This is a genomic window from Streptomyces sp. LS1784 (genome assembly GCF_020103755.1).
GTDB lineage: Bacteria > Actinomycetota > Actinomycetes > Streptomycetales > Streptomycetaceae > Kitasatospora.
Genome location: NZ_JAHSQD010001229.1, coordinates 1 through 702 on the forward strand (window position 1 = coordinate 1; position 702 = coordinate 702).

Annotated in this window: 1 protein-coding gene; it reads right to left on the bottom strand. The window is 73.1% G+C overall.

All coding sequences use genetic code 11. The features are described 5' to 3' along the window. A partial coding sequence (locus KS423_RS46690; RefSeq protein ID WP_224285686.1) for an ISL3 family transposase occupies positions 1-680 on the bottom strand: 680 nt, incomplete at its 3' end. Positions 681-702: the final 22 nt, after the last annotated feature.

A 702-nucleotide genomic window follows, 5' to 3' on the forward strand; every position in this document is an offset into this window, starting at 1 on the left:
TGCCACCTGTCGCTGACCTGCACGGCTTCGGGCAGGGCCCGGCGGATCGCCTCGCCGTAGGAGCCGGAGCCGTCACGGCAGACGTATTCGGCCCCGGGGTGCTCGCGCAGCCACGCGACCAGGGTCTGGGCGGTGCGGTCGGGCAGGATGTCGATCCGCTCGCCGGTCTCGGCGTCGATGATCACGGTGGCGTAGCGGTGCCGGCGCTTGAGGGCGAAGTCGTCGATGCCGAGCACGCGCGGGACGCGCGGCGGCGGTAGTGCCCTGCGCATGAGCATGCGCAGGGCGGTCGAGCGGGAGATCCAGCAGGCCGGCACGCGCGAGAGGCGGGCGCCCGCCCGGCCCGCTAACTCCTTGACCACCGAGCCGAGTTGGTCGGCCAGGCGGCTGGTGCGGCGCTGGTAGCGCTCCACGACGCCGGGAACCTGCTCGCGGAACGTCTGCCGCCGGCAGCCGAGCACCGGGCACGCCAGGCGCCGCAGCCTCACCGAGACGACGACCCGCCGTCCGTCCACCGGCACGTCCGCGACCCTCCGCCCGTGGAAACCGTGCACCCGCGCTGTCGGCGTCCCGCACACGGGGCACGGCACCGGATCATCCCGGGTCCGCGCCGTCACCCGGATCAGATCGCCCTCGTCCGCCACATCCTCGATGACCAGCGCCGACAACCCCGAAAACACCACGCTCACAAGCTCGTTGACA